Consider the following 23,392-nt stretch of genomic DNA (forward strand, 5'->3'; position numbering starts at 1 on the left):
TAGGAGCGAGGCTTGCCCGCGAAGGCGGAGTGTCAGTCGACATCATTGGTGAATGTCAGACCGCATTCGCGGGCAAGCCTCGCTCCTACAGGGGTTTTGCGTTTGGCTCTAGGAGCCTTTTTTGCCTTTTTCACTCGCCGGGTCGTAGACCTTGGTCAAATCCCCACCGAGGCGGAAGGTTTTGAACGGCTGCATCTCGCGCTTTTTCTCAAGCACATCCGGCGAGCAGGTGTAGAGCGTGCAGAACGGTTCGAGCCAGGCAAATTTCGAGTCGACCTTGAGGTCGGTCATGTCCTGTTCTTTACCGTTCTTCTTCTCGAATTCTTCCGGGTCTTCGACCCCCGCGAGCACTCGATCACCCAGGCGCTTCAATGCGCCGTTGTTTTCCTGACGCAAGTCCACACCGTTGACCTGAGCGAAACTGGCGATCATCGCCAGAGGCGGCAGGGCGTAGTTGTGATAGGAGAGGGCGCGTTGCTGGCGCTTGAGTTCGTTGGGCAGGAAACCCTGGGCGTCGATTTGATTGACGCCGACTTTGTATTCCTTCACCGACCAGTCGAAGAGGTCGCGGCGGTTGGTGGCGATGGACGTTGCCATCACCGACCAGGCGGACCAGTACGAGTGGTTGTTGGTTTTTTCCAGCGGCAGGTTGTCCCAGTCGCTGACCACTTGATCAGCCATTTTGCTGAACCAGGCCTCAATCAGTTGCGCCTCTTGCTGATGGTTCGCCAACGGATGCGAGTCGGAGAATTTCAGGCGGATATAGGACGAGGCCATGCTGCCCAACGCCCATTTGCGCATGGACTTGCCGGTGTGGTTGAAGTCCTTGGACATCAACGCATCGGCCTTGGCCCAGGCGGTCAACCAACTCAGGGTGCATTCCAGTTGTTCCGGACGACCATCACGCATGTACTGCATAACGCGCTTGCTGGTGCCGCGCTCAATCTTGGTGATGTCGGCCGTGGTGTCGCGGAAGGCTTTTTCCGATGCCTCGTTCAGGGTCGAACGGGCCTTGTCGGAACCTTCGTACTTGCTGCGAAATTGCAGGGAGCCGGTGTACGGCGTCGGCATCGCATCACAGCCTTCGCGCTTGTCGCCGGTTTTGACTTTTTCAATCGGCGCGAAGTATCCCTGTGGCGGACGCAGGGGCGCAGCGGCCTGAGTCGCACCGGCAAACATGGCCAGGCTCAACAGGGACGGTGCGATTAATCTTTTCAAAGTTCGGGTTTGCATGCATGTCATAAGAGGTTGCCTCACTGCCCGGCCTGAGCGGTACGCTGCCCAGCGCCAGGGAACACGTTGCGTTTGCAGATTTTCGCTTCGACTTTCTGTGGCGTGGCACCCGTTTCAGGGCCCTGGATTTCGACGGCCAGCAGATTCTGCGAGGCCCAGTCTTCGTCCGTGCGCAACTCAAAGGCGAAACGCCCGTCGGTATCGGAGGTTTCCGGTTTTTCGATTTTGATGTCCTCGTGGCGACCGTTCATGTACCAGAGGGTGGCTTGCAGATTTTTCACCGACGGATCGGCGAAGCGAATGTCGACCTGGTGGCTGCTGTTTTGCAGATTCAGGTTCTTGCTGTTGACCATCAATTCGTTCTTGCCCGGTTTCAACGTGGTGCTGCCGGTCAACTGTGCATCCTTTCCTTCGCAACCGTTGTCCAGCAGCGCCATCATCTGGCGGTAGATGGTTTCCTGGTCGAGGCGATAGAGCGGCGAGAATTCCCAGATCAGAATCTTCGGCGGCTTGGTCTGGAACTCTTCGCTGCCCAGGTACTGAAGCATCGAACCTTCCAGCCCACCGCCGGGGAACGCCACGTTGAGGATGTCGGCGCCGATGGCCTCTTCGAGGAAACCGGAGAAGTTGTAGTTCTTGCCACTGTGGCTGGTACCGACCAGGGTGACCTCCGGATTGCCGGAATCACTGAACAGATCGCCATCAGCTGCTTCGCCTTTGGGCTCGGTGGTGAACTGATCCATGTACTGGGTCGCGTAGCTGGTGCCACAGAGTTGACCGGCCATGTTGTGTAACGTTCCGGTCTTGCCCATGCGACCCGACTTATGGCTCTCGAATTCGCGTTTCGGCACGTCGGCAAAGGCCGGCATTTTCTTGATTTGCTCACCGACGATTTTCGCCGTGCGCTGGGCGCCATACGGCGTCCAGTGTTGGTCGCCGCGGAAGTAGAAGTCGTGGGCCTGCGGGGTCTCAGGCAGCGACTCGTTGGTCAGCGGCGACAGGTCCGGCACGGTGTAGCCCATGGCGGCGAAACGCCCGAGCATGGTCTTGTAGTTCCTCAAGGCCTTGTCGAAATCGAACTTGGCTTTGTCTTCCGGGTTGAGCTTGTTGCGGTTCACCAAGCCACGGGTCGGCTGGTAAACGACGACCAGTTCGACGCCTTTGCTCTTGAACGCGTCGTGCAGTTCTTTCATGCGTTTGTAGCCGGCGGGCGTGGTGTCGAACTCGGTGCGCAAGTCTTCTTGCGTACGGAATAGCCAATCGCCCTGAGCCTGCACCAGCGTGGTGAAGTTCTGCTGGTAACGCGTGGTGTAGTTTTTCGCGTCGTGCGCTGCCGGGCACAGGTTGCAGCACGGTTCAGCGTCGAAGCTGGGTGGCTTTATGTTGCCGGCCGCTTCATCGGCACGAGCACCGGCGCTGGCCGCGAAAATGCCGACGGTCAGGGCCGACAGGCTGAGTAATTTGATCAAGTGTAAGTGCATAAAATTATCCTCAGTCCTGCATTTCGGTCTGGCGTTCGACAGGGTCGATCAGCACGGCTTTCTGCTGGCGCACCAGCAGGTCGAGAATTTCATCCTGGCGCTCGCCAAGAATCCCGTTGAAGCTGATGCCGCTGGATTTGGTCGGCGCGAGCATGGACACGCGATACAACTCGACGCTCAGCGGCGAGTCGATGGACAGTGGTCCGCTGCCGTTGCCGGCCAGTTCGCCGCCGACGATGATCAGCGACACCTGGGCGTCGAACGGGTCGAGCTTGATGTCCCGGTCGGTGTCGCTCAGGTCCTTGATGTGGCCGTAGACGCCGGTCAGGCCGTTGGCCATGGCGAGGTTTTCATAGAGGCGAATGTTCACGCTGTTACGAATACGGATACCGTGGCGACGGTTGCTGATCACCTTGTTGGCCCACAGCAGGTTGTCGCCACTCTCGTAGAGGGTGATGCCGTCCGTGTGGTTCTTGTAGATCTCGTTGTAGGCGATCAGGTTGTTGACGCTGTTACGGTCGATCACCAGGCCCGACAACTTGTTGTCGTAGCTGCGGTTGTTGAAGATGAAGCTGTCGTTGACCTCACGGGAAATGATGATCCCGTGCTTCTTCTTGGTCCCGAAAACGGTGTTGTCGGCGATGATCAGACCGTGGGAACGGTCATGCGGGTCAATGCCGTAAACGATGTTGTCTTTGTAGGTGTTGCCCTTGACCACGAAGTCGCGGGTTTCGTAGCAATAGAAGCCGTACCACATGTCCGAGAACTCGGAGCCGATGATCCAGCCAGTTGGTTCAGGACGCTTGAGCACCTTGGCCATGTTCGGCGTGTACTGGGAAATACTCACGCCGTAAGACTTACTGTTGGCGTAGCCGAAACTCGCCATCTTGCTGTTGGCGATGTAGGTCTGGGTGCCGCCCCAGGCCAGCAGGAACGGACGGAATTCTTTCGGGGACTTGAACGTCGCCGGACCGTTGTCCTTCTCGCGCCAGCCAGTGATCTTGGTATCGCGCACAAACAACTGACCGTCGTTGACCAGGAACGAACCGGCCTCTTGGGACAGGCGCAATTCCTGGGTCTGCTTGTCGATTTCCAGAATGCCGTTCTTGCCGACCACGATCGGCAACTTCGCCAGGAACACGCCCGGCGAGGTTTCGCTGAAGTACTGCTTGGGTACTTTCTTGGCCAGGTCCTTGAGGTTCATGTAGCCGTCGTCGACGAAGATTGCCTGCGGGATACCGTGCTGACGCACCACCCACTCGGCCATCTTGTTGTCGCCGCCGATGAAGTCCTTCAGCGCGTCTTCCTGCATCATCCGGCGCACGCTGATCTTGCCGGCCTTGGTACGCACGATTTTCGCGGCGATGGCTTCGGCGGTGTAGCCGGAGGTGTCCGGCAGTTTCGGCGCCGCCAGTTCCAGCGGCTCGGTCGGTGCGCTGCTGACGGTGTAGGTCTTGGCCTGTTGCAGACCCTTGGCAACGGTCGCCGGCTGCCCTTTCTGGACGGGCGCGGCCGGCTCCACCGTGGCGAAGGCCGCCGAGCTTGCCAGCAGCATCGCGCCGGCCAGCAAGGTCAACGAGCCTCTCTTCGGACTGTTCATGTCAGGAACTCCCATCGCGGTTCGCATCAGAAGCGCCAGATCACGTCGATAAACGCGCGGTGCATGTACGAGTCGACGCCTTTGCCATACGCATCACCCGGCTTGAACACACCGCCGCGCAAACGCACGAGGGCCGAAGGCTCATCGATCGACTGGCTCAAGGAGGCGGGCAGCAGGCCTTGCTTGAAGTACTTGGTGACGACCACGTCCATTTCCTGGCCGAGGTCTTTGTTGCCATCTTCCAGCGGCAGGGACGTGCTGGAGAGCACGGCACCGGTCACGTCGTCGGTGTCGTTCTGCACGGCGTTGATGCCGTTGCTGCCGACTGGCTTATTGCCGTCGACGCGCCAGAATTTGTGGTAGATCACGCTGGCGTCGTATTCGTCGTTGAGCATCCACGAACCGAACAACGTAGCGGTCTGCATGTTGTTCATTTCGCCGCGGAAGGCTTCGCCGAAACGGTGAACCCGCGAACGGGTACCGGTGTAGTTCGAGCGGTTGCTTTGCAGGCCGTTCTGTTCGTAATCGGCGCTGGCGCGGGCATAGGCTGCACCGACTTGCCATTGCGGATCGAGGCGCAGACGCACGCCCAGGTCAGTGGCCCAGCCATCGACGTTGCCGCTGGTCTTGGCTTGTGCGGGCGCGGTGCCTTCGGCGGTCAGCGGGTTGACCGTGTCGCGGTCGCCGCTCATGCCGGTGACGCTGCCCCAGTAATTGACGGTGTTGGTGTTGCGCCAGTTGTAGGCATCGCTGTCGGCGGTCAGGCCGATCCAGCTGATGTCGCCATTCTCTTTCTTGTCCAGAGAATCGGCGGGAACACCAGGTTGCGGATAGTCGAGCTTGCCGTCATCGTGGGTGTGATGACCGCGAATGCCGACCCAGTTGCCCGGCGTCCACTGATACGCCGCATCGGCGTAAGCGTGCAGGCGATCCTTGTCTTTGGGCGCCAGTTCGGTGAGGTCGGTGCGGTATTCGCTGAAGCGTTCGGCGACACCGGCGTTGGCGCGCAACAGGGTGGTGTCGAAGGTCCAGTTCAGGGCTTCGATGTTGGTGTCGCGCCATTGGCCGTCGTCGTTGCGCAGGCGTTGGCGACCGAGCTTGAGGATCTCGCCAGGGTACGGCGTGAGGCCGCTGTAGCCGACCCAGAACTCGCGCATCGCCAGGTAGTTTTTCTTGCTCTTGCGATCACCGTTGTCGGTGGCCTGGGTGCCGTCGCTGTCGGACTGCTGCAGGGTGTCGGTCTCGATGATGTCGGTGGACGTCACGGCCTGACCCATGGCGTAGCCGCTCCACGCGCCGCTCTCGCCATAAATCCATGGACGCAAGTCGAGGCCGACGCCGTTGACGTCGCCGCCGCTCGCCGTACCCAGGTCGGTGTCGTCTTCGGACTGGGCAGTGACTTTGACGTCAAGGCCGTAGTTCTTGCTTTCAGTCAGGGCCGCCAGGGTCGGGCACGACCACAAGAGGGCGAATGACAGGCCGATACCGGCCTTCACGAATGGATTCAACTTCATAGGGATTCCTCGCCGTCTTCTTCTTCCAGGGCATGCAGTTCCAGCGTGTTCTGACTCAAGGCACCACGAACGGCCTGTTCTTGTTTCAACAGGCGTTGGGCCTCGGCGAGCTGGGCAGGCGGCAGTTGGGCTTCGAGTGTTTGCGCAAGCTCGGTGGCTTGCGGGGTGTTCTGCGCCTTGGCCAATTGGCTGAAGACGTAAGCGTTAAGAGGGTCGGGCTTGGTGCCCTTGCCTTGGGAAAACAGTTGGGCAATGGCAAAGTCGGCGCTGTTCTGGCCGTTACGCGCAGCCTTGAGCAGGTGGTCCAGCGCTTTCTGCGAATAGACCTTGCCCAGGTAGCCGCGACGGTAGATCTGGCCGAGGTAGTAATCGGCGGCCACTTCTCTGTCGACGGCTTTCTTGAAGTGTTCTTCGGCGGCCTTCGCGTCGGCCGGCACCATTTTGCCTTCGTAGTAGAGCTTGCCCAGCAACAGCTCGGCACGCGGCTGGTCAGCGGCGCGGCCGTTGTCCAGGTACTTCATCATCGTGTCGACGTCGCCCAGTTCCGGGAAGTCGTAGAGCAATTGCGCAAGGCTGACCCAGGAAGCGGGGTAGCCCGGAGCGATGCCTTCGAGCAGCGACTGAGCGGTTTTCTCGTCGGTCTTGCCCAAGTTTGCATCGCTCAATATGCGAGCCACGCTGTCCACGCGCTGAGCGGTTACCGTGCCGCGAGCATGAGCGGCTTGCATCTGCTTGATCAGCTCGGCCTGTTGCTCAGGCTTGGCCTGTTTCTGATAGACCGTGGCCAGTTCGACGTAGCAGATGTCCGTGGTGTTCAACGCGGCTTTGCAGATCGTTTCCACTTCGTCCAGATGCTGGTCGTACGTGCCTTGGGTGCGATAGAGCAGCACCTGGGCCAGGCCCGCTTCCGGTTTGCCTTCGGCGCGCCATTGGCTGATCTGCTGCTGAGCGTTCACGTTGGGGAAACTGTGCGGGTATTGCAGGTACAGCATCGCCAGCGGGATCAGGGTGTTGCCTTCGCCAGCGGCCGAGGCTTTTTTCAACAGGCCTTCGGCTTCGTGCTGTTCGGCTTCGGTGGAACCCGGCTTGGCCACTAGAAGGCGACCCAGGCGAGCCTGGGCACGCGGCGAGACGCTGGCCGCGGCGCGGTAAGTCGCCTCGGCCTGTTTGATTTGTGCCGGGTCACGGCTGTCGACCTGGATATCAGCCAGGCCAACCTGTGCTTCGCTGTAGCCCAGGTCTGCCAGTTGCTGGTAATTCTGCGCCGCCAGCGCGGTGTCGCCGCGCTTGAGGGCTTCGTTGGCCAGACGCTGGTCGGGCAGACCGGCGCAACCGCTGAGGCTGACCGCCAGGGCCAGTGCACAGAATGCATAACCAGTGTGGGAGCGGGCTTGCTCGCGAAGCAGGCGCTGCGGTGCATCAGACATACCGAGCTGATCCCTTCGCGAGCAAGCCCGCTCCCACAAGGTGTGCGGTGCGTTCAAGATTTTTGAGATAGTCACAGGCATGTCCTCTGCTTAAAGACCGGAAGCCATGGCTTTGTCGATCAGCCAGTTCAGGTTCGGACCACGGGTGCTGTTCACTTCGACCGGGCGACCGGCGAACTTGCTGTCCAGCGGCTCGTCGGGCTGGATCAGCACGCGGATGTCGGACGACAGATCGGCGCTTTTCAGGCTGGTGCTGCTGACGATTTTGCCGGTGCGAGTGGTGTCTTCGCCGGCGATCTGGAAGCTGACCGTGTTGCCTGGACGTACATCGGCGAACTGGCGATAGGAGAAGCGCGCTTCGACATTGGCTTCGCTGTTGCGCGGCACCAGTTGGAAGATCACGTCGCCTTTGCTGGCGTACTGACCGTCGGCGACCATTTGCTGGGCCACGGTGCAATCGCACGGCGAGGTCAGGGTGCCGGTCATTTGCTTGCCGAACAGCTCTTCAACCTTGGCCGGTTGCAGTTGGTTGTCGTCAAGATGGCCCTTGAGCACATCGAGCATGCTGGTGCTGAACGTCGCGAGCGGAGCGCCTTTGGCGGCAACGCCGTCGGCTTTGATCAGGCTCTGCACGGTGCCGTCACGTGGCATGGTGATGTTCATGCCCGGCACGCTGACAAGGCCAGCCTGGGCATGGCTGACGAAGTACATGCCGTACACCGACTTGAAGATGAAACCGAACGCCGCCAGGCCGACGAGGAAAATCGCCAGGCTGAACGTCACAGCGCGCAGGCGACCGAACGCCGACATGCCGTGGCCGCCATCCTTGACCTTGCGCGCCTTGGTGAAGTTGTCGCGCTGTAGGGTCGCCAGCACTTCACCCATGCTGACGATGTCGCCGGCCAGGTGCGAGGTGATCAAGTGGCGCAGTGTCGAGATGTCTTGTGGTTCCAGGTTCTGGAACTGGCAACCGGCACGACCGGTCGGGCGGTCGAAGGAGCGCACTTGCAGCTCCACGTCCATGGCCAGGCCGAGGTTATCGATGACGAATTGCAGGCGAGCCTTGTACACGTCGCCGATTTTCAGTGGCAGCTGACCGGCGTTGAAGGCCAGACCGCCAGCGGAAAGATCGATCACTCGAGCTTCCATCGGGGTCCGGTCGGGACCGAAGAAGCGCAGCTTGGCCGGGATTTTCACTCGGGCGTGTTGGCGCTGGGCTTCTGACTCATGCACTACGTTGGCGTTGACGGCGGTATTCATAGGGGCAATTTCCTGGTTAATTCAATAAGGGGGCGGTCAGACCATCATCAGCAGCACGGCAACAAAGATGCTGCCGGCGGAGAAGGTCATGGTCCGAGACGACCAGGTGTTGAACCAACGTTGAAAGCTGGCGAGATCACGGGTCAGGGAAGTGGGCTGGCGAGTCCAGGACTGTTGGTCGAGGCGGAAGAACACGTAGATCTTCACCAGCGCGCCAACGATCTGGTTGTAATAGAGAATCGCCGGGTAGGCCGGGCCGATCCGGTGACCGGACAAGGACAGCAGCACGGTCAGGATCAGGCGGGTAATACCGATCCACAGCAGGTACACCAGGATGAACGCGGTGCCGTACTTGAAGCTGGCGATCAGCGCGACGGTCAGGCCCAGCAGCGAGGTCCACATCGACACGCGCTGATCGAACAGCACCACCGAGGTGAACAGGCCGAGGCGTTTAACCCCCAGGCCGAGCGCGCGAGCGTTCTGGCGCAGGTTGTTGCCGTACCAGCGGAACATCAGTTTGCGACTGGCCTTGATGAAGCTTTTTTCCGGCGGATGCTCCACGGTGTGGATCGCGGCGTCCGGCACGTAGAACGTGTCGTAGCCCAGGCGCATCAGGCTGAACCAGCTCGACTTGTCGTCACCGGTCAGGAACTTGAAGCGGCCCAGGCGCCAGTGTTGCAGCGAGTCGCTTTCCACGTCGGCGATGAAGTCCGGGTTGGTGACCACGGTCGCGCGGAACACCGACATCCGGCCGGTCATGGTCAATACGCGCTTGGACAGGGCCATCGAGCACATGTTGATGTGGCGCTGGGCGAAGCGCAGTTTGTGCCATTCGCTCATGATGTAGCCGCCGCGCACTTCGCAGAACTCGTTAGTGGTCAGGCCGCCGACATTGCCGAACAGCTGGAACCACGGCACGGTCTTGAGCACGGTGCCCTCGGCGAGCACGGTGTCGCCATCGATCACTGCAACGACTGCGCGGTCGTCCGGCAGGTGGCGGGAGATGGCGCGAAAACCGTAGGCCAGGCCATCACGCTTGCCGGTGCCGGGAATGCGCACGAAGTCGAGCTTGACCCGATCCGGCGGATTCATCCGGGACCAAAGGCTTTTCACCAGCTTCTCATCGGACATTTCCACGATGGAGCAGACCATGGTGGTCGGCAGGCCGCAGTCGATCGCTTCGCGAATCACCGAGGCGTAGACCTGAGCGGTGGTCAGTGCATCGATACGGAAACTGGTGACCATCAAAAACACATGGGACGGGTTTGCCGCGTCACCCAGCTTGCGCACTTTGCGCCGCAGGTGCGGGTAGACCACGTACAGAAACAGCATGCCGCGCACAAAGTGCGTGGCGCCCATCGAGTAGCGCCAGATGCCGATGATACCGATGAGGAAGATAAAGTCCTTCGAATCGGAATCGAATGTGGACGCAGGCAACGCCATGGCGATGCCCATCAATAAACTTAGGTAAAACAGCCAACCGGCGGCCTGAAGTAGGCCGTGCTTTAGCCTGTGCATAATCTGCATCCGTCTCTATCTCGGGCGAGCCTGTGGGGTGGCCCGATGGGGTTAAGGCAGGCGAAAAAGCCGGGAGGGTTGCGGGCCTTGTGAGCGCCGCAATCCCTCCCGATACCGCTTGTTACCAGCAGATGCCTTCGGTGCGGCCGCTGACGCTGGTGGCTTTGGACATGAAGCCAACCAGGTCGACGACTTGCTTGCCGTGCGGAGCGTTCTGCGCCAGGGCGCGGAATTTCTCGTCACGGTTGCCGAGGATGATCACGTCGGAGTTGGCGATCACGTCGTCGAAGTCAGCGTTGAGCAAGGACGAGACGTGAGGGATCTTCGACTCGATGTAATCCTTGTTCGCGCCGTGGACACGGGCGTATTCGACGTTGCTGTCGTAGATGCTCAGGTCGTAACCCTTGCCGATCAGCATTTCCGCCAGATCAACCAGCGGGCTTTCGCGCAGATCATCGGTGCCGGCCTTGAAGCTCAGGCCCAGCAGGGCGACTTTGCGTTTGTCGTGGCTGGAAACGATGTCGAAGGCGTTCTGCACCTGGGACTCGTTACTGCGCATCAGCGAGTTCAGCAAAGGCGATTCCACGTCCAGGGCACCGGCGCGGTAGGTCAGGGCGCGCACGTCCTTCGGCAGGCAAGAACCGCCGAACGCGAAGCCTGGGCGCATGTAGTACTGGGACAGGTTGAGGGTCTTGTCCTGGCAGACCACTTCCATCACTTCACGACCGTCGACGCCGCACGCCTTGGCGATGTTGCCGATCTCGTTGGCGAAGGTCACCTTGGTGGCGTGCCACACGTTGCAGGTGTACTTGATCATCTCGGCGACAGCGATGTCCTTGCGGATGATCGGTGCGTCGAGCTCTTCGTACAGCGATTGCAGAACGTCGCCCGAGGCCTTGTCGAACTCGCCGATGACGGTCATTGGCGGCAGGTCGTAGTCGGCGATCGCGGTGCTTTCACGCAGGAACTCAGGGTTCACTGCAACGCCGAAATCAACGCCGGCTTTCTTGCCGGAGCAGTCTTCGAGGATCGGGATGACAACGTTTGCGACCGTGCCCGGCAAAACGGTGCTGCGAACCACGATGGTGTGGCGGGTGGTCTTGTCACGCAGGACAAAACCGATCTCGCGGCACACGGCTTCGATGTAGTTCAGTTCCAGGTCGCCGTTCTTCTTGCTCGGCGTACCGACGCAGATCATCGACAGGTCGGTGTCGCGAATCGCCTCGGCGAAGTTGGTCGTGCCGCGCAATTTGCCCGTCTCGATGCCCTTCTTCAGAAGTTCGCCCAGACCCGGTTCAACGATCGGCGATTTACCGGCGTTGATCATATCGATTTTGTCTTTGGCAACATCGACGCCAACGACGTCATGGCCCCGTGCAGACAGGCAACCGGCACATACTGCGCCGACGTAACCCAAACCAAATATGCTGATACGCATCGCAATTACCTCTGTGTTTTATCAAGCCATTACATGGCCGGAGTTAATGGTGTTCAGCGGTATAGTGCACTCGAAAGTGCGGCTTACAGGCGCCACAGTGCCGCGTGCAGGCATACAAAGTTCCGAGTGTCTAAATAAGTGCACTCAAAATGTGCGCAACTAGGCCTTATTATTTTGATATGCCCTGTTATGCAGCCAATCTTCTAATCAGAAGACATTCGTGCAATGGTCTTGCGCGCTCAATGCCAGGCGCAAGCCCGTAAATCAAGCGGTTGGGTGCTCAGCTGAGCACGTTTATAGGGGCGCTGCCTTGGTCATGAAGGGGATATTGATTAGCGTATCTCCTGTCCTTTATGTGTCGCCCAAATCAGAGGTCCAGTGTGCAGAAGTTAATGTGACAACTTCGCTACGCGACGCTCTTCTCTGCGTAAGTTATCTCGCACAAACGCTGGGAGAATCGTTACCGATGGTATGAACTACGCATTTGGACATAGTTCCGGTCCGCCCATCGCGAATTCTGAAATTTCTTGAAATATTGAGAAAGATGGCACTGCTCTCATATTGATAGCACTTGCCGTTTGGCCCTTTATATATAGGCCGATTATCGGGTTAGATAGTTTTGTGCCACTACCGATAAAAATTTTCAGTGCCACTACTGAAAAAAATCATCAATGTCGAGTGAAACAATAGTTAGAAAATTGAGTGATGTATTTCTGGCGCCAGTAAGTCGGCGAATAAGGCGGGAAATTGTTGGACGATCAGACGGCGGCGCACGACGTTTTTTTGCTGTCGTGCACCGACCGGGTGCTTACTCTGGCGCGTGATCGCGCAGGAATACCAAATGGTCCGGTTTAGACTGCTCGGCGCTGTAGCGATAGCCATGAACGTCAAATTTTTTGAGGTCTGCCGGGTCGTTGACGCGCTCTTCAATGACAAAACGGCTCATCATTCCACGCGCTTTTTTTGCGTAGAAGCTGATGATCTTGTATTGGCCGTTCTTCAAGTCTTTGAAGTCGGTGTTAATGATGCGCGCGTTAAGGGCGCTGCGTTTGACCGCCGAGAAGTACTCGTTGGAGGCCAGGTTCAGCAACACGTCGTCGCCCTGATCAGCCAGTGCTTCGTTCAGCCATTCGCTGATCCGCGTACCCCAGAATGCATACAGATCCTTGCCGCGGGCATTCGCCAGTTTGGTGCCCATTTCCAGTCGATACGGTTGCATCAGATCCAGAGGTCGCAGCAAGCCGTACAGGCCTGAAAGCATGCGCAAGTGCTGTTGGGCGTAATCGAAATCGGCTTCGCTGAAGGTTTGTGCGTTCAGGCCGGTATACACATCGCCCTTAAAGGCGAGCAGCGCCTGTTTGGCGTTTTCCGGTGTGAACGCGGGCGTCCAGCTGCCGAAACGCGCGGCGTTGAGGCCGCCGATCTTGTCGGAGACGTGCATCAACTCACTGATCTGTGCTGGCGTCAGGTCGCGCAGCTGCATGATCAACTCCTGGGAATGGTCGAGGTATTGCGGCTGGGTGAAGCGCTGGGTCGCCGGCGGTGTTTCGTAGTCGAGGGTCTTGGCGGGGGAAATCACCATCAGCATGAAGTCGTCTCCTTTAATCGTGGGGGCGATTCTAGGGGGTTGGGCCGGTTGACTCCAGCTATCAAGTCCATAGGTAATGATCGGTGGCTCTATGCAAACCCTGTGGGAGCGGGCTTGCTCGCGAATGCGGTGTGTCAGTTATCGACGATGCCGACTGACACACCGCATTCGCGAGCAAGCCCGCTCCCACAGGGGGTCGGTGCTGCTGCGGGAATGTGGACCAGATCAGCTATAGTGCCGCGCGGGTTTTGTTATGGAGACATCCCATTGCGTATCGTTTTTCTATTTTCGGCGTGGCTGTTGAGCTTCGGTGCCATGGCGGCGCCGGGCGAAGTGGCGACGCTTGATCGCAGCACCTGGCCGGAACAGCTCAGCAGCCCAACGCTGTTCGACGTCGCGTCACGCGCCGAAATCCTCATGTTCGCGCGCGTGCTGCTGGCCAGCGAGTCGCTGGATGAAGCGAGCCTGGCGCAACGCCTAAGCCTGCGCACCATCAATCTGGAGGCCGTCAACAACCTGCGCCAGCGCATGTGGCAGCGCCTGCTCGCCAACTACAACTTCGCCCAGCAGAGCTGTGATCAGGATGCGTCCTTCTGTTTCCTCGTCGAGGACATGGACACCCTGCGCCAGCAAGCGGCCAAGTTTCAGGTCAGCGACGACAGCTACTACATAAAGTGGTCGGAGCCGAGCCGGTTGTTCCACGCCCAGTACCTCGACGAGCAACTGCGCAAGGCGGCACTGTTTCCACAGAGCAGCAGCGAAGTCGATCGTTTTGGCGACTACGAGCGCAACGGCGACGAGATGCATGACCGGCTGTTCTTGCTGACTTTCGACAGCGCCGCCAATGTCACGCCGGACAACACCGGCTGGGTCACAGAGTACTTGCGCAAGTCGAACATGAACGGCACGTTCTTCGTACTTGGCAAAGACATCCAGGCGCGTCTGGCCGAGCGAGCGGTGGCCAGTCTGCAAGCGACCTATTCAGCGCAGTGCATCGGCGTGCAAGGTTGGGAATTTCGTTCTCACAGCCACTGGCAGGACTGGCAGGATTCGGTGCGCCGCAGCGTTGAGCTGGTCAAAAGCAAACTGCCGGAGAATTACGTGCCGCTGTTCCGCCCGCCCGATGGCCAGCGTCGCTCGGATGCCGAAGGCTTCTTCGAGGCGCAGGGTTTGCAGGTGGCCTTGTGGGACATCGATGCCCAGGACGGCGCCGGCAAGCTCAAGGGCAATCCGAGCGCGCAGCGCGTGTTGACGCTGATGCTGCTGTGGCGACACGGGGTGATTAACTTCAATGTGAAGCAGGATGCTGTGAAAACGGCGATGCCCTGGCTCATTACGCAAACGGCGCAAAGCGGGATCGGTTGGGAGGACTGCCAGGACGCCTTTCGCTGAAACCGTAAAAGCCCGGAATCATTGGGGAGGAGGGCAAGTCGGGGTGAATTTCGTGAAGATTTCGATGCAGGCGGACTTCCGACTTTAACGGGGTGATGGCAATCCGCCTAGTGCTATTGGTCACTCTGAAAAATAAACTTCAAAAAAACGTCAAAGTACTTTTTTCTGTCATGGGTTTTGGAGTATTACGAAGACAGACCGCCGAAACCTGCAACACAGGTGGCGTCTCCCAAGACCCAGTTTGTGTGAGCAGTTCACTTGAGTCCCCGCAGGTGAATTCGGTAGTCACTTCGAGGCGCAGCACCGCCAAGGTATTGCGTCGAATGGCTCCCACAAAGGTGACCGAGTATGGATGATCACGGACGTAGTTCTTCCTCCAACCAGCCAATCCTTTATGTACTCGATACCAACGTATTGATTCACGATCCAAACGCCCTGCTTAACTTCGAAGAACACCACGTTGCCATCCCGATGACCGTGCTTGAGGAGCTGGACAAGCTCAAGAGCGGGCATCACAGCGTGGCTGCGGAATGCCGTCAGGCGATTCGCCTGATCGACAAGACGTTGGGTGATGCCAGCCCCGAAGACGTCGAGCTTGGTGTGCCGATCCAGCGTGGCAAAAGTGGGCCCAAGGGTTTGCTGTCAATTCTGATGAGCAAACGTGCTGAACCGAACATCATTCTTCCCGAACACCTGAACGACAACATCATCATCAACCAGTTGATCGACTTGCACGCGCGCGAACCAAAGCTGCCCGTCGTGCTGGTCACCAAAGACATCAACATGCGCCTCAAGGCCCGGGCGTGCGGGATCGCGGCCGAGGACTACAGCACCGACCAATTGGTTGATGACGTATCGCTGCTCCCTAATGGTTACCACAACATGACCGGCTCCTTCTGGGACCTGGTGAGCAAGGTCGAGACCCGTCAGGACCATGGCCGCACCTGGCACCAGGTGAAGCTGATCGACAACCTGCCGGCGGTGCACATCAACGAGTTCATCATCGATGAACAGGGTTTTGTCGGCTGGATCAAGGAGATTGAAGAAGACCGTCTGCTGATTCTCGACCTGCATCAGGAGCCGCTGTTGCACCAGGAAGCCTGGGGCCTGAAACCGCGTGACATCTATCAGAGCCTGGCGCTGTACGCCTTGCTTGACCCGGATATCCACCTGGTCAACCTTACGGGTGCTGCCGGCTCCGGCAAAACCATCCTGGCCCTGGCGGCGGCGATCGAGCAGACCATGGTCAGCAAGCGCTACCGCCGGATCATCGCAACGCGTAGCGTGCAGGGCCTGGACCAGGAAATCGGCTTCCTGCCCGGCACCGAGGCGGAAAAAATGGAGCCTTGGTTGGGCGCCATCACCGACAACCTCGAAGCCTTGCACATGGATGACGAAAATACCCATGGCAGCGTCGATTACATCCTCAGCAAAGTGCCGTTGCAGTTCAAATCCCTCAACTACATTCGAGGCCGCAGCTTCCAGCAGAGTCTGATTTTGATCGATGAATGCCAGAACCTGACACCGCACCAGATGAAAACCATCATCACCCGTGCTGGCGCCGGTTCCAAAGTGGTGTGCCTGGGCAACCTGGCACAGATCGACACGCCTTACCTGTCCGCGACCAGTTCCGGGCTGACGTACCTGACAGAGCGCTTCAAGGATTTCCCCAACGGGGTGCACATCACCCTGCAAGGGGTGCCACGTTCGATACTGGCCGAATACGCCGAAACGCATTTGTAACCACTTCACCGAAACCGGGCGGCCCCAAAAGCCGCCCGGTTTTTTATGCCCCACACATACCCTGTAGGAGCGAGGCTTGCCCGCGAAGACGGCGGCACATCCGACATCAATGTGACTGATACATCGCTTTCGCGGGCAAGCCTCGCTCCTACAGGAGGTGTGTCGATTTAATAATCAAACGTGCGGAAAATTGACCCGCAGGTTTACAATCGACACTCCTGATCAGGAGTAACCCTGTGCTGACTCATCTCGATTCCCAAGGTCGCGCCAACATGGTCGACGTCACCGAAAAAGCCGTGACGTTCCGTGAAGCGACGGCCCAGGCGCTGGTGCGCATGCTGCCCGAAACCCTGCAGATGATCGTCAGCGGCGGTCACCCCAAGGGTGATGTGTTCGCCGTGGCGCGCATCGCCGGCATTCAGGCGGCAAAGAAAACCAGCGATCTGATTCCTCTGTGCCATCCGCTGATGCTCACCGGCGTCAAGGTCGAACTCAGTGCCGAAGGCGATGACACCGTGCGCATCGTTGCGCGCTGCAAGCTGTCCGGACAGACCGGCGTCGAAATGGAAGCCCTGACGGCAGCCAGTGTGGCGGCGCTGACCATTTACGACATGTGCAAGGCCGTGGACCGTGGCATGACCATCGAAAGCGTACGGTTGCTGGAAAAACTCGGCGGCAAGAGCGGCCATTTCCAGGCGGATCAGCCATGAACGTCACCGTGAAGTTTTTTGCCCGTTACCGCGAAGCGCTTGGCGTGGATTCGGTAAAGGTTGAAGGCGATTTCGCCACGGTCGACGATGTGCGTGCGCTGCTGGCTCAACGTGACGGCGCCGAGGTACTGAGCGAGCAGAACCTGATGTGCGCCCGCAACGAGGACCTCTGCCAGCTCGACGAGCCGGTGACTGAGGGTGACGAAGTGGCGTTCTTTCCGACCGTGACCGGGGGCTGATCATGGCGATTCGCGTGCAATCCACGGCCTTCGATCCGGGTGCTGAAGTCAATGCCATGCACGCCACCAATGTCGGCGTCGGCGCTGTGGTGAGTTTCGTTGGCTACGTACGCGACTTTAATGACGGACTCGATGTGGCCGGGATGTTTCTCGAGCACTACCCGGGCATGACCGAAAAGGCCCTCGGCAAAATCGCCCTTGAGGCCGAACAGCGCTGGCCGCTGCTCAAGCTTGAAGTGCTGCACCGGATCGGCGCCTTGGAACCGGGCGAACCGATCGTCTTCGTCGGCGCCGCCAGCGCCCACCGCCAGGCGGCGTTCGACGCCTGCGCCTTTGTCATGGACTACCTGAAAACCCGTGCGCCGTTCTGGAAGAAGGAAAACACCAGTGACGGGCCGCGTTGGGTGGAAGGGCGTGCCAGTGATCATGCGGCGGCGGATCGCTGGAAGCATTGATTCCTGCGGTGTCTGCAAGTACACCTACGCGGGCAAGCCTCGCTCCTACAGATTTTGTGTTGTTCACAAAACGTGCATGCGACACAAAACCCGTAGGAGCGAGGCTTGCCCGCGAAGAGGCCATTGCATCCTCCAATATCTTCCTGACACACCACCCGACCGTTGGCCATCGCCCCGATTGACGACTTATACATAAAAGTCCAGTATGGAATTACAAGTACAAAAAAGGCTTTTCCCCGTTTCAGCTCTTTCTTCTGTCTTGCCAAACCAACAACAACCCGCGAGAAAATGAACATGAAGAAATTCCCCCTCCTCACCGGTCTGGCGCTGAGCTTGTTGGCGTGCAGTACGCTGTTCGCCGCCGACAAAACCCTGCGTATCGGTATCGAAGCCGCTTACCCGCCCTTCGCGTCCAAGACCGAAAAAGGCGAGATCGTCGGTTTCGACTACGACATCGGCAACGCCTTGTGCGCGCAGATGAAGGTCAAGTGTGTGTGGGTCGAAGGCGAATTCGACGGTCTGATTCCTTCCCTGAAAGTGAAGAAAATCGACATGGCGCTGTCGTCCATGACCATCAACGAAGACCGCAAGAAGTCGGTGGACTTCACCCACAAGTACTACTTCACCTCATCGCGTCTGGTGATGAAGGAAGGTGCGGCAGTTGATGACCAGTACGCCAGCCTCAAGGGCAAGACTGTCGGTGTGCAGCGTGCAACCACCACCGACCGTTACGCCACCGAGGTTTTTGAACCGAAGGGCATCAACGTCAAGCGTTACGGCAACAACGAAGAAATCTACATGGACCTGGCAGCCGGTCGCCTCGATGCCATTTTTGCCGACACCATTCCGCTGAGTGACTTCCTGGCAATGCCGCGTGGCAAGGGCTATGGCTTTACCGGGCCGGAGCTCAAGGATCCGAAGTACGTGGGCGAGGGCGCCGGGATTGCGGTGCGCAAGGGTAACAGTGAGTTGGTCGCTGAACTGAACACGGCCATCGATGGTATTCGCGCGAGTGGCGAGTATCAGAAGATTTCGGATAAGTATTTCAAATCCGACATCTACGGCGACTGATAAATCGCCTTCGCGGGCAAGCCTCGCTCCTACAGAGAAACGCGTTCCCCTGTAGGAGCGAGGCTTGCCCGCGAAGAGGCCCGATCAAACAACACATCTACCAGGGTTCAGCCCTTCAATTCCTTCAAATGCTTGTAAACAGTCGCCCGCCCCATGTTCAGCACATTGGCCACATAGTTCGAAGCGCTTTTGCCTTTGAAAGCCCCTTCGGCGTGCAGCGCCAGCACCAGTTCGCGTTTGTGATCGCGCGTCAGCAGGTTCAGGCTCAGCTGACGTTCGCGCAGCCAAGCGTGCAGAAAGGTATTGATTCGCTCCTGCCAGTCATCGCGAAACAGTGAGTCCGGCTGCGGAATCAGCTTGCTTGGTGAGAGGAACAGATCCAGCGCAGCCTTGGCATTTTCGAACAGCGAAATGTTCAGGTTGATGCACAGCACCGCCAGCGGATGGCCGTCGCTGTCGCGCAAGACACTGCTCAGACTGCGAATCTTCTGGCCATCCCAATTGAGCTTTTCGTACGGCCCGATGTTTCGTTCGCTGACGTCGTCGCTGAGCATGTCCTCCAGCGCCGAGTCGTCACCTATTTCCCGCTTGGACAGGTTGTTGGCGATGTAATCGACTTTTTGCGTGCGCAGGTCGTGCAGCACCACTTCGGCATGGGGGAAGAACAGCGTTGCGATCGCATCGGCGATCGCGCGGTAGTTGTCCAGAGAGGCGTTATCCACAGCCGGGTCTTTTTCAGGTGCGTTCATACAGTGGAGCTCCAAGCAGCGTCAGCGCCCTGCAAAAAGGGCGCTGGAAGTTTGCCGCAATCGTGTCGACACGTCACCTCAGGACGAAAATCAGCTCAGGCGAGCGGGGGAGAGCATTTCGGCGTCCAGGCCGAAACGGCTGAGCTGTTCGGGCAAGGCTTCACCGCGCACCAGCGCTGCGCCGGCCAGGCCCATGGCGGGTGATGTCTGGATGCCGTAGCCGCCTTGTGCCGCGACCCAGAACAGCCCGGGCACGTGTTGATCGAAGCCGCAGATCAGATCGCCGTCAGCCACGAAGCTGCGCAGGCCGGCCCAGGTGCGGGTCGGGCGGCGGATGGTCAGCGTGGTGGCTTCTTCGATCTGGTAGATGCCCATCGCAATGTCCAGCTCTTCGGGCTGCACGTCGTGGGGCTCGACCGGGTCGGCGTTGGCCGGCGAGCCGAGGAACATCCCCGCGTCGGGTTTCATGTAGAAAGATTCGTCGAGGCTGACCAGCATCGGCCAATGGTGGATGTCCACGCCCTCGGGGCCGGCGAAAATGAACGCCGCGCGACGTTTCGGTTGCAGGCCCAGCGGTTTGGCGCCGGCCAGTTCGCCGATCTTGTCGGCCCAGGCGCCCGCAGCGTTGATGATGGTCGGCGCGCTGAAGGTCTGACCTTTGGTTTGAACCTGCCACAGGCCTTCGGCAGTACGGGTCAGGCTCAACACTTCGCTGTCGGTATGGACTTCGCTTTCATTGCGACGGATGCCGCGCAGGTAACCCTGGTGCAGGGCATCGGTGTCGATGTCGCTGGCAGTCGGGTCGTAGATCGCGCCGTGGACTTTTTCCCGGCGCAGGATTGGCAGGCGTGCACAGGCTTCGTCGGCACTGAGCAGTTGCATCTCCGACACCGTGGCCTTGGCGCTCAGGTATTGATTGTTCAGCTCGGCCGGGTCGCCGGTGAAGTCCACGGTCATTTCGCCGCGCGGGGTCAGCAGCGGGTGTTCGCAGAATCCGGTGGGCGGCGCGTCGAAGAAGTCGCGGCTGGCCTGGGTCAGCGCGCGAACCTGCGGTGTGCCATAGGCCGCGGTGTACAGGGCGGCGGAGCGTCCGGTGGAGTGATAGGCCGGATGGGATTCGCGTTCGAGCACGATCACCCGGGCGTGCTGCGACAGCCAGAAACCGGTGGAAGCGCCGGCAATCCCGCCGCCGATGATGATGAAATCTGCCTGGCTCATGAACGTCTCCTGATGGGGCGCAAATGCCGAATGTGTAGATGACCCCTGTAGGAGCGAGCGGGCGGCGATCCGACTTGCCCGCGAAGGCGGTGTACCAGTCTAGATTTATGTTTACTGACACACCGCCTTCGCGGGCAAGCCTCGCTCCTACAAGGGTTTGTGGTGTTAGTGCTGTAGGCGGTAGATGGCATTGGCCAGTGCGATGTCTTCCAGGCCCAGGCCGATGGAGCGGAAGAACACGTGACGGTTGTAGTCAGGACGCTGCACCTTGCCGCTGAGCAAGTCGGGCAGGTCGCCAACGATCGCGTTCTTGTCCCAGCCATGTTGCTCACCGGCAATCAGCATTTCGCCCGCCGAGCCCGGAGTGGTCAGACGATAGTCGCAGAACACCTGCATGTCATTGAGGCTCTGCGGCGGTACTTCATGGGCGCGCGGGGCGTTGGTGCTGATGGAGGTGATCAGCGCCGGTTTGCTCAAGCTGGATGGATCGATCACCGGGCCCGCGGACGAAGTGCAGAGCATGATCACGTCGGCGTCCTGAATCGCCGCTTCGCGACTGTCGGTGATGGTCAGGCGTGGATCGAGGCTTTTGAGCTGTGCCAGCGTTTCAGGATTTTTATCGCTCAGGCTCGGCGAGTAGAGGCTGATGCTCTGCCAGTCACGCAGACCTTTAACGTAATGCAGGTGTGCCTGAGCGACCTTGCCGCTGCCGATAATCGCCAGGCGCTGCGCCTTCAGCGGGGCGAGGGCATCGACGGCGACGGCGGTGGTCGCGGCCGTGCGTGCGGTGGTCAGTTCACCGGCATCGCACAGCAGCAACGGTTGGCCGGTCTGCATCGACATCAACAACGTCCAGGCGGTCACCAATGGGCCTTGCTCGCGCACAATGTAGGGCGAAGTCTTGACCCCGTAGACGCCATCTTCAGCCAGCACGCCCAGGTAGTTGATGAAGTCGCCAGCGCCCTGAGGGAATTCCACCAACTGTTGCGCCGGTTGCACCGCTTGCCCGGCCGCCAGGTCGATGAACAGCTTGCGCAGGATCTGCGGCACATCGACTTGCGCCAACAGCTCGCGCGCCTGGGGTTGGGTGATCACGTGAGGGGTACTGGACATGGTCGGCTCCGGGCATTGAAAGTAAACTAATTTGTCCATTATGGACTTATAGTTGTCTTGGGCAAGCTCCTGTTGAGAAAAGCCGGACGAAAAAAAAGCGCAGTCCGTTTCCGGCTGCGCCTTTTTCAGTAAGGCCGGTTACGGGCGCTTACGCTCGACCGCCCGCAGTAGATGCGTCGGCGGTGTTTCACAGCTGATTTTCCGACCCAGCAACGCCTCGATAGACGGTAGCTGGTAGGAGTCATCTTCACCCGCGAAGCTGATGGACACGCCATCCGCGCCGGCACGACCGGTACGACCGATGCGGTGCACGTAATCGTCCGGGACTTCCGGCAAGGTGAAGTTGATCACATGGCTGATGCCGTCGATGTGGATGCCGCGACCAGCCACATCAGTGGCGACCAGCACGCGGATCTTGCCTTCACGGAAACCTTCCAGGGTCTTGATGCGCTTGTGCTGCGGGACATCGCCGGACAGCTGCGCAGCGTTGACGCCGTCGCGCACCAGGCGCTCTTCGATGCGTCGCACTTCATCCTTGCGGTTGGCGAAGACCATCACCCGTTCCCAACCGTTGTCGTTGACCAGGTTGTAGAGCAGTTTGTATTTGTCGGCACCGGCCACGGCGTAAATGTGTTGCTCGACGTTTTCGCTGGCCACGTTCTGCGACTCGATCTCGACGATCGACGGGTCGGTGGTCCATTGCTTGGCCAGGTTCATCACGTCTTCGGTGAAGGTCGCGGAGAACAGCAGCGTCTGACGCTCGTCCTTCGGCGGAGTCTGGCGAATGATCTGACGCACTTGTGGGATGAAACCCATGTCGAGCATCCGGTCGGCTTCGTCCAGGACCATGACTTCGACCATGTCCAGGTGCACGTCGCCGCGCTGGTTGAAGTCGAGCAGGCGGCCCGGAGTGGCCACGAGAATGTCGCAGTGACGGGCTTCGAGGTGCTTGAGCTGCTTGTCGAAGTCCATGCCGCCGACAAACGTCATGACATTGAGGCCGGTGTACTTGGTCAGGTCGGCGGCATCCTTGGCGATCTGCACCACCAGTTCGCGGGTCGGCGCGATGATCAGTGCCCGCGGTTCACCCATGTAGCGTTCCTTGGGTGGCGGGGTTTCCAGCAGTTGCGTAATGATCGAGATCAGGAACGCAGCGGTTTTGCCGGTGCCGGTCTGGGCGCGACCGATGGCGTCTTTGCCCGCGAGGGTGAAGCCCAGCACTTGCGCCTGGATCGGCGTGCAATACGGGAAGCCCAGGTCCTGGATGGCGTGCATCAGTTCCGGGGCGAGTTTGAAATCGTGGAAACGGGTTTTGCCTTCCTGAGGTTCGACGGCAAAGTCTTCGAGTTTCCAGGGAATGACCGGCGCTTTCGGTTTCGGTTCGCGACGCGGTTTTGCAGGTTTCGGCGTTTCGCTGCTCGGTGGCTCGGCGGCAAAAGTCTCGACAGGTTGGGCGGCCGGTGTGGCCATCGGTTCGTGCTTTGGTGCCGCTACGGTTGCGGTCCGGCCAGGCTGATTACCGTCGGTGCGGTGGCTGGGGATGTGAGACGGAGCGCTGGGAACTGGCGCGAGCTGCTCAGTCTCGCTTTTACCGAACATTTTTTTGAGTGCTTTGAGCACGGTCATCTCATCGATTGGTTAAG

19 protein-coding genes are annotated in these 23,392 nt (G+C 59.3%); 6 read left to right on the forward strand and 13 right to left on the reverse strand.

Annotated elements, in window-relative coordinates:
* Window positions 1–108: 108 nt before the first annotated feature.
* The 9 genes from ACYZTM_RS20535 to yaaA form a co-directional block, all read right to left on the reverse strand.
* Window positions 109–1,242 carry a mannuronate-specific alginate lyase gene (locus tag ACYZTM_RS20535; RefSeq protein ID WP_131063356.1) on the reverse strand — a complete coding sequence of 378 codons (1,134 nt, stop codon included), beginning with the start codon at window positions 1,240–1,242 and terminating at the stop codon, window positions 109–111.
* An 11-nt stretch (window positions 1,243–1,253) separates the two neighbouring features.
* A complete protein-coding gene (locus ACYZTM_RS20540; RefSeq protein ID WP_461984365.1) occupies window positions 1,254–2,714 on the reverse strand; it encodes an alginate O-acetyltransferase in 1,461 nt (486 codons plus the stop codon).
* 10 nt (window positions 2,715–2,724) lie between these two features.
* Entirely contained in the window at window positions 2,725–4,314 is a 1,590-nt protein-coding gene (gene algG, locus ACYZTM_RS20545) for a mannuronan 5-epimerase AlgG (RefSeq protein WP_131063354.1), read from the reverse strand.
* A 26-nt stretch (window positions 4,315–4,340) separates the two neighbouring features.
* A complete protein-coding gene (locus ACYZTM_RS20550; RefSeq protein WP_131063353.1) occupies window positions 4,341–5,828 on the reverse strand; it encodes an alginate export family protein in 1,488 nt (495 codons plus the stop codon).
* The gene (gene algK / locus ACYZTM_RS20555; RefSeq protein WP_461984368.1) at window positions 5,825–7,336 is read right to left on the reverse strand and encodes an alginate biosynthesis TPR repeat lipoprotein AlgK; all 1,512 of its coding nucleotides are present in this window, start codon (window positions 7,334–7,336) and stop codon (window positions 5,825–5,827) included. Before algK ends, ACYZTM_RS20550 begins: the two co-directional genes overlap by 4 nt.
* A gap of 9 nt (window positions 7,337–7,345) precedes the next feature.
* The gene (locus tag ACYZTM_RS20560; RefSeq protein WP_131063351.1) at window positions 7,346–8,515 is read right to left on the reverse strand and encodes an alginate biosynthesis protein Alg44; all 1,170 of its coding nucleotides are present in this window, start codon (window positions 8,513–8,515) and stop codon (window positions 7,346–7,348) included.
* A gap of 36 nt (window positions 8,516–8,551) precedes the next feature.
* Window positions 8,552–10,033, reverse strand: coding sequence for a mannuronan synthase (alg8, locus tag ACYZTM_RS20565; RefSeq protein WP_371928444.1), 1,482 nt, complete (start codon window positions 10,031–10,033; stop codon window positions 8,552–8,554).
* A 121-nt stretch (window positions 10,034–10,154) separates the two neighbouring features.
* A complete protein-coding gene (locus ACYZTM_RS20570) occupies window positions 10,155–11,471 on the reverse strand; it encodes a nucleotide sugar dehydrogenase (RefSeq protein ID WP_109628077.1) in 1,317 nt (438 codons plus the stop codon).
* 808 nt (window positions 11,472–12,279) lie between these two features.
* Window positions 12,280–13,059, reverse strand: coding sequence for a peroxide stress protein YaaA (gene yaaA / locus ACYZTM_RS20575; protein ID WP_131063349.1), 780 nt, complete (start codon window positions 13,057–13,059; stop codon window positions 12,280–12,282).
* Window positions 13,060–13,326: 267 nt separating this feature from the next.
* Here yaaA and ACYZTM_RS20580 point away from each other — a divergent pair, with 267 nt between their 5' ends.
* The 6 genes from ACYZTM_RS20580 (at window position 13,327) to ACYZTM_RS20605 (ending at window position 18,669) form a co-directional block, all read left to right on the forward strand.
* On the forward strand, window positions 13,327–14,451 hold the full coding sequence (locus ACYZTM_RS20580; protein ID WP_131063348.1) for a polysaccharide deacetylase family protein: 1,125 nt from the start codon (window positions 13,327–13,329) through the stop codon (window positions 14,449–14,451).
* A 348-nt stretch (window positions 14,452–14,799) separates the two neighbouring features.
* Window positions 14,800–16,194, forward strand: a complete 1,395-nt coding sequence (locus ACYZTM_RS20585; RefSeq protein WP_131063347.1) for a PhoH family protein — start codon at window positions 14,800–14,802, stop codon at window positions 16,192–16,194.
* A gap of 236 nt (window positions 16,195–16,430) precedes the next feature.
* Window positions 16,431–16,904 (forward strand): cyclic pyranopterin monophosphate synthase MoaC, encoded by a 474-nt coding sequence (moaC, locus tag ACYZTM_RS20590; RefSeq protein WP_059406245.1) that lies wholly within the window; start codon window positions 16,431–16,433, stop codon window positions 16,902–16,904.
* Complete coding sequence (gene moaD, locus ACYZTM_RS20595) at window positions 16,901–17,143, forward strand: molybdopterin converting factor subunit 1 (protein ID WP_131062853.1); 243 nt, start codon at window positions 16,901–16,903, stop codon at window positions 17,141–17,143. The genes moaC and moaD overlap by 4 nt, the downstream gene beginning before the upstream one ends.
* A gap of 2 nt (window positions 17,144–17,145) precedes the next feature.
* A complete protein-coding gene (gene moaE, locus ACYZTM_RS20600) occupies window positions 17,146–17,598 on the forward strand; it encodes a molybdopterin synthase catalytic subunit MoaE (protein ID WP_131062852.1) in 453 nt (150 codons plus the stop codon).
* Between the two features lie 294 nt (window positions 17,599–17,892).
* Window positions 17,893–18,669: an ABC transporter substrate-binding protein gene (locus ACYZTM_RS20605; RefSeq protein WP_461984373.1), complete on the forward strand. Its 777-nt coding sequence runs from the start codon at window positions 17,893–17,895 to the stop codon at window positions 18,667–18,669.
* A 107-nt stretch (window positions 18,670–18,776) separates the two neighbouring features.
* Here the strand turns inward: ACYZTM_RS20605 and ACYZTM_RS20610 are convergent, their stop codons facing one another.
* From ACYZTM_RS20610 to rhlB, 4 genes are all read right to left on the reverse strand, one after another.
* Window positions 18,777–19,418, reverse strand: a complete 642-nt coding sequence (locus tag ACYZTM_RS20610) for a helix-turn-helix transcriptional regulator (RefSeq protein WP_131062850.1) — start codon at window positions 19,416–19,418, stop codon at window positions 18,777–18,779.
* A gap of 90 nt (window positions 19,419–19,508) precedes the next feature.
* Window positions 19,509–20,636 carry an NAD(P)/FAD-dependent oxidoreductase gene (locus ACYZTM_RS20615; RefSeq protein WP_461984375.1) on the reverse strand — a complete coding sequence of 376 codons (1,128 nt, stop codon included), beginning with the start codon at window positions 20,634–20,636 and terminating at the stop codon, window positions 19,509–19,511.
* Between the two features lie 165 nt (window positions 20,637–20,801).
* On the reverse strand, window positions 20,802–21,749 hold the full coding sequence (locus tag ACYZTM_RS20620; protein ID WP_461984377.1) for an ornithine cyclodeaminase family protein: 948 nt from the start codon (window positions 21,747–21,749) through the stop codon (window positions 20,802–20,804).
* 138 nt (window positions 21,750–21,887) lie between these two features.
* Window positions 21,888–23,375 carry an ATP-dependent RNA helicase RhlB gene (rhlB, locus tag ACYZTM_RS20625; protein ID WP_461984379.1) on the reverse strand — a complete coding sequence of 496 codons (1,488 nt, stop codon included), beginning with the start codon at window positions 23,373–23,375 and terminating at the stop codon, window positions 21,888–21,890.
* Between the last annotated feature and the right edge of the window lie 17 nt (window positions 23,376–23,392).

The sequence above is a fragment of the Pseudomonas sp. MDT2-39-1 genome (genome assembly GCF_054898085.1).

Bases quoted from the DNA above. Each gene is read 5' to 3' on its own strand.
- ACYZTM_RS20585 (WP_131063347.1), top strand. From the start codon at position 14,800: ATGGATGATCACGGACGTAGTTCTTCCTCCAACCAGCCAATCCTTTAT.
- alg8 (WP_371928444.1), bottom strand. From the start codon at position 10,033: ATGCACAGGCTAAAGCACGGCCTACTTCAGGCCGCCGGTTGGCTGTTT.
- moaD (WP_131062853.1), top strand. From the start codon at position 16,901: ATGAACGTCACCGTGAAGTTTTTTGCCCGTTACCGCGAAGCGCTTGGC.
- ACYZTM_RS20620 (WP_461984377.1), bottom strand. From the start codon at position 21,749: ATGTCCAGTACCCCTCACGTGATCACCCAACCCCAGGCGCGCGAGCTG.
- rhlB (WP_461984379.1), bottom strand. From the start codon at position 23,375: ATGACCGTGCTCAAAGCACTCAAAAAAATGTTCGGTAAAAGCGAGACT.
- ACYZTM_RS20560 (WP_131063351.1), bottom strand. From the start codon at position 8,515: ATGAATACCGCCGTCAACGCCAACGTAGTGCATGAGTCAGAAGCCCAG.
- moaE (WP_131062852.1), top strand. From the start codon at position 17,146: ATGGCGATTCGCGTGCAATCCACGGCCTTCGATCCGGGTGCTGAAGTC.
- ACYZTM_RS20535 (WP_131063356.1), bottom strand. From the start codon at position 1,242: ATGACATGCATGCAAACCCGAACTTTGAAAAGATTAATCGCACCGTCC.
- ACYZTM_RS20610 (WP_131062850.1), bottom strand. From the start codon at position 19,418: ATGAACGCACCTGAAAAAGACCCGGCTGTGGATAACGCCTCTCTGGAC.
- ACYZTM_RS20540 (WP_461984365.1), bottom strand. From the start codon at position 2,714: ATGCACTTACACTTGATCAAATTACTCAGCCTGTCGGCCCTGACCGTC.
- ACYZTM_RS20550 (WP_131063353.1), bottom strand. From the start codon at position 5,828: ATGAAGTTGAATCCATTCGTGAAGGCCGGTATCGGCCTGTCATTCGCC.
- algK (WP_461984368.1), bottom strand. From the start codon at position 7,336: ATGCCTGTGACTATCTCAAAAATCTTGAACGCACCGCACACCTTGTGG.
- algG (WP_131063354.1), bottom strand. From the start codon at position 4,314: ATGAACAGTCCGAAGAGAGGCTCGTTGACCTTGCTGGCCGGCGCGATG.
- ACYZTM_RS20615 (WP_461984375.1), bottom strand. From the start codon at position 20,636: ATGAGCCAGGCAGATTTCATCATCATCGGCGGCGGGATTGCCGGCGCT.
- ACYZTM_RS20570 (WP_109628077.1), bottom strand. From the start codon at position 11,471: ATGCGTATCAGCATATTTGGTTTGGGTTACGTCGGCGCAGTATGTGCC.
- yaaA (WP_131063349.1), bottom strand. From the start codon at position 13,059: ATGCTGATGGTGATTTCCCCCGCCAAGACCCTCGACTACGAAACACCG.
- ACYZTM_RS20605 (WP_461984373.1), top strand. From the start codon at position 17,893: ATGAAGAAATTCCCCCTCCTCACCGGTCTGGCGCTGAGCTTGTTGGCG.